At 42.3% G+C, this 4,405-nt stretch carries 8 protein-coding genes and 1 pseudogene; 4 read left to right on the top strand and 5 right to left on the bottom strand.

The window, feature by feature from the left end; genetic code table 11:
• Positions 1-297: pseudogene (locus tag PHP87_RS10930) on the top strand (hypothetical protein); the annotation flags it as partial.
• A 93-nt stretch (positions 298-390) separates the two neighbouring features.
• Here PHP87_RS10930 and PHP87_RS10925 read toward each other — a convergent pair.
• The 3 genes from PHP87_RS10925 to PHP87_RS10915 all read right to left on the bottom strand — a co-directional run bounded on the left by PHP87_RS10925 (position 391) and on the right by PHP87_RS10915 (position 1,451).
• Positions 391-765 (bottom strand): type II toxin-antitoxin system PemK/MazF family toxin, encoded by a 375-nt coding sequence (locus PHP87_RS10925; protein WP_299921286.1) that lies wholly within the window; start codon positions 763-765, stop codon positions 391-393.
• Complete coding sequence (locus PHP87_RS10920) at positions 759-1,022, bottom strand: hypothetical protein (RefSeq protein WP_299921284.1); 264 nt, start codon at positions 1,020-1,022, stop codon at positions 759-761. Before PHP87_RS10920 ends, PHP87_RS10925 begins: the two co-directional genes overlap by 7 nt.
• Positions 1,023-1,274: 252 nt before the next feature.
• Positions 1,275-1,451, bottom strand: a complete 177-nt coding sequence (locus PHP87_RS10915) for a hypothetical protein (RefSeq protein WP_299921282.1) — start codon at positions 1,449-1,451, stop codon at positions 1,275-1,277.
• A 165-nt stretch (positions 1,452-1,616) separates the two neighbouring features.
• On the opposite strand from PHP87_RS10915, the gene PHP87_RS10910 reads away from it, so the two are divergent.
• The 3 genes from PHP87_RS10910 to PHP87_RS10900 all read left to right on the top strand — a co-directional run bounded on the left by PHP87_RS10910 (position 1,617) and on the right by PHP87_RS10900 (position 2,774).
• Entirely contained in the window at positions 1,617-1,943 is a 327-nt protein-coding gene (locus PHP87_RS10910; RefSeq protein WP_299921280.1) for a hypothetical protein, read from the top strand.
• A 208-nt stretch (positions 1,944-2,151) separates the two neighbouring features.
• Positions 2,152-2,334 (top strand): type II toxin-antitoxin system HicA family toxin, encoded by a 183-nt coding sequence (locus tag PHP87_RS10905; protein WP_299921278.1) that lies wholly within the window; start codon positions 2,152-2,154, stop codon positions 2,332-2,334.
• A 44-nt stretch (positions 2,335-2,378) separates the two neighbouring features.
• Complete coding sequence (locus tag PHP87_RS10900; RefSeq protein ID WP_299921276.1) at positions 2,379-2,774, top strand: type II toxin-antitoxin system HicB family antitoxin; 396 nt, start codon at positions 2,379-2,381, stop codon at positions 2,772-2,774.
• A 14-nt stretch (positions 2,775-2,788) separates the two neighbouring features.
• Here PHP87_RS10900 and ligD read toward each other — a convergent pair whose 3' ends face one another.
• Both ligD and PHP87_RS10890 read right to left on the bottom strand, forming a co-directional pair.
• Positions 2,789-3,709: a non-homologous end-joining DNA ligase gene (gene ligD / locus PHP87_RS10895; RefSeq protein ID WP_299921274.1), complete on the bottom strand. Its 921-nt coding sequence runs from the start codon at positions 3,707-3,709 to the stop codon at positions 2,789-2,791.
• 42 nt (positions 3,710-3,751) lie between these two features.
• Positions 3,752-4,405: hypothetical protein (locus PHP87_RS10890; RefSeq protein WP_299921272.1), on the bottom strand; the 654-nt coding region annotated here is incomplete at its 5' end.

Raw genomic sequence — 4,405 nt, 5'->3', positions numbered from 1 at the left:
GAAAAAAGAGCTGACGAAATAGGCAAGCCCTTGCGCAATCAAAGTAATTCAAAACTTGCTGGATGTAGGGAAATTAAGCTCAGAGATGTCGGCATAAGAATTGTTTTTCGAGTTACAAATCAAGTTGTTCATGTTTTACGGGTGGTTTACATATTGGCTATTGAGCAGCGTAGTGACGATTTTGTATTCCAATTAGCCACCAAGCGGTTGAGCGAGCTTAACCAGGAGCCGTTAACAGTGATAATGGCAGGAGAAAAATATAAAGACATAAAAACTGATTCTGATAACGGAGAATGATAATTTCTACGTCATTAAATTAGAACTATTTTGACAGAAATTATGACAGTAAACAGATGGTAATTTAGCTGTGAAAAACGGGGTAATTAGAAATTATTTAGTCCCAAGAATGGCTAATATAGGGGGATAGAGGATAGTACAGGACAGCCCATTGATCACGTCATGAATTCTGTTGGTAGGTAATGATCCCACATATTCCCCTAGAAATGATTTATCTAAACTTTGCACCTGGGATACATTAATTACGCTTTGCTGAGGAATATTACTTTCACCGTTTTCCAGTAAAATATTACCTGGAGCCAGAGCCAGCCTTAAATTTGTTGTTAACGGACAAACTATTACCGTATTAACCTTGCTGCGGTTGCACATATTATTTTGTACCACTACTACTGGGCGTCTCCCCATAGGTTGAGAGCCTTTCGGTGTCGGAAAAGTATACCAGTATATATCGCCTTGATTAATTACCATGTCTCATTCTCACTTTCCAGGATAGAGTCAAATCGCTTTTTAAAAGCTAATTGCAGATCGATTTCATCTTGTGTTAGCTCCTCAGAAAAGGCCTCATCTAACATTCGGGCCATTTCCTGGTCAAGGTGTTTTTTTACATGAGCCTCTACTGCCTTTGCATAAAAATGACTACGTGAAACGCCAAGTTTTTTAGTTATATCTTCAGCTAAATTGTATATATTATCGGGAATACCAATGGTAGTTTTAACTATAGCCACTCAAGTCACCTTCCTTTCTTAATAAGTATTCTACCATATTATACCGATAATATAAGGGTATTTATAATAATACCTTTTATTACAACGTTTTTGCTGCACATGTATTACTATCGTTATACCATAAAAAAACAACCCTTTTTGATCAAGCCATGAGCGATAAACTTCTTCTGAATGCGTTACGGAATACCCTAACCTGGCATAGCCGGAACCAAAAGGATTTTAATATGCCATGCTGAAATATACCAGAAAATATCACAGCATGGAGTGAAAACGATGATACTTACACAACGTTACAGTAAACAGATAGCTGGAGTTATCTCCTGCTATGACCGGGTAGTGATCCAGGGTATCCTCCCGGGGTGGTGCTTTGATCGTAGCATGACCGGTCTTCTGGGGAGTAGTAGCTGCGTTAATCATTGCGCAAGACAAAAAACGTCCTGCGGCTGACGGTGAACTGCAGATAGTTTCATTGAAGTTTACACCCCTGGAACAGTGCCGCCGGCGCCTATAACGCCGGGGATATCACTTATGTATGGACTGATGTGATTGATGTTTTGATAAAGATGGTTCCGCCTGCGGCAACGGATGTGATCGGTGCGCTCGCAACTTCCCACAATAATTCGTCATCATTCAGATATGATACTACGCGTGGGGCTTCATTCGGCAGATGGCCGGGACTATACGGTGGATATTAATGTAGCTGATGATGAACACAACGCCCGGGAAGTACTGGTGGAAAGATTATCGAAAATAAGCAATCCCGATATCATAAGAAACGATCCGCCGGTAGCCGGCGATATATCATTTACCGTTGCTGGGCAGAGCGTACTGTTTGTCCGTAATAATATTGCCGTTACCGTATTCTTCGGCCCGCAAAGTAAGCCCCTGGCAACAGCCATTGACCAGCAAATCATGACCTAATATGTATTATAAATCCATTGGCTGTATAGCAATGAGAACCATGCACGAGAAAAAGCTGGTGTGTCAGGACGCTGACAAGCTGGTTTTCCTCACGAAAGAAGGTAAACTGCTGCTATTCCAAATAGAATGTTTTTGTAACTTGATGCTTAAGAAATATTGACGTACGTATTAATGCGTATTATGCTATCAGACAACAGGGGGATTGAACATGACAGAGCGGGAAATCCTAAAATTATTAAAGGGAAATGGATGGTATATAGAAGAAGGTAAAAAACACCACCTGGCTACTAATCCTGATAAACCTGGAATTAAAATACCTATACCAAGACATAAAAAAGATATCCCTATAGGCACCCTAAATAATATCCTCAAGGCAGCAGAACTAAAATAAATCCGATCCTGGGGGTAATTAACTACTTTGAAAGGAGAATCATTATGAAATATGTTTATCCCGCTGTATTCACCATAGATAAAAAAAACAGCTATAATGTAGCTGTACCCGATTTGCCCGGATGTTTCACCTTCGGGGACTCGCTTGTTGAAGCTATTGAAATGGCACGTGATGCCATATCTATGTGGCTGGTTGACGCCGAAAACAAGGATGAAATAATTCCTACACCAGGCAAGATTAAAGATATTCCTTGTGAAGCAAACAGCTTTATTAATCTAATTGATGTTGACACAGTTGAATACCGTCGCGAGAACGATAACCATGCGGTAAAGAAAACCTTAAGTATTCCTAACTGGTTAAATACCAAAGCCGAAAAAGCCGGTATAAATTTCTCTCAAACCTTACAAAAAGCATTGAAAAATGAATTGGGTTTAGAATAATAATCCTTTGAACGCTAATAAACCCCCAATGTCGCCATGGCTTTTTTTAGATCCTGGCGGTCGTTTAATACATCAGCGAACAAGTCTCCTACCTGCTGTAGTCGCTCCGGTAAGGTTTTAATCGTAAACTGATCAGGTCTTATGGACTCAAGTTCCTGCCACTCAATAGGGGTGGAACAGGGAGCGCCCTTATGAGGACGAACGCTGTAAGCAGCGCAGACAGTTTTGCCCAGGCCGTTTTGCAGGTAATCCAGGTAAACCCGAGATCCCCGATTTTTAAGGGATCTCTCGGTGGTAGCGATATCAGGGATCACCTGGCAAACCATCTCCGCCATCGCCTGGGCCACACGGCGTATTTGGCTATAGGTATAATCTTTGGCTATGGGGAGGTAAAGGTGAAGCCCTTTTGCCCCTGAGGTTTTGGGATACACCCGGAGACCGAGACTATTCATTAATTCCTGCAACAGGCGGGCCACGCTAATAATTTGCTCAAAGGTACTCTGCTCTGAAGGGTCCAGGTCAAATACTATGAAATCAGGATATTCAATACTGTTGATTTGTGATAACCAGGGATGAATTTCAATGCAGGCAAGATTGGCCAACCACATAAGATCTGCCGTTTGCTGTATCAGGACATAGTTTTTGCTGTCACCATCACTGCCAGCCCAGGTAAAAGTTTTTATCCACTGCGGAAGGCCTTCCGGGGCATTTTTTTGATAAAATGATTTTTCTCCAATTCCCCGCGGATAACGGGTAAAGACCAGCGGACGCTCGCTTAGATGAGGAAGCATATAGGGAAAAACCGCTGCATAGTATTCCACTAAATCTCTTTTGCAATAGCCGTCTTCCGGCCAGAGAACCCGGTCCAGATTAGTAAGCTTAATCTCTCTTCCCGCCATGGCTATCGTTGCTGATTCGCCCATGTTTATAATCATTCCTTTCGGCTACGCTCCTACCCCTTGCACCTCACTTCCCTTTTATACATTGCAGTCAGCTTCCGTATTTTTTATAAAGGACTTTATCACCGGAAAGCGAAGGTGTAAAGAATCTGTCCACTCTAGATATTCAACCTGCACCGCCAATTGAGGGGTGATATAATGTGAACCTGCCGGAGTCGGCTCGATAAAGGGAGAATCCTTAACTTCCAGCCGGGGCAGGGTTTCAGACAGTATTTGCAATTGCTCTGCATCCAGGCCACTGCTGGCTTTACCGGCAAAACTCAGGCTTCTATCACGCATAACACCCAATAACAGAGCATTTACTTGTTTCCCTCGTAAAGTATAACCCCCCACCAGACAATTCTGACTGCGGCGACATTTGATTTTAAACCAATCATCATGTTGTTTTCCCGGGCGGTAGAAACTGTTCTTTCTTTTGGCTACTATCCCTTCCAAGCCCGCCCTCTGAACCGAATCGAAAAGGATAGTTCCCTGAGAAAAATTCTCCACCAGATAAAGGCAGCCTTGATTATCAAAGAGTTCCGCCAGCTGAGAGAGGCGGTCTACCAAGCTTGCTGACCTTAAATCTCTACCATTAAGATAAAGAAGATCGAAAACCATATAGGAAATGGCCAGAGTTTTACTTAAATGTTGAATCTTCATTGGATTCCGGCAGTTATCTCTTTGCATCAC

The sequence above is a fragment of the Syntrophomonas sp. genome, from assembly GCF_028707975.1.
GTDB lineage: Bacteria > Bacillota > Syntrophomonadia > Syntrophomonadales > Syntrophomonadaceae > Syntrophomonas.
The sequence above is the reverse complement of the archived record's forward strand: the minus strand, read 5'-3'. Positions and strand labels throughout refer to the sequence as shown.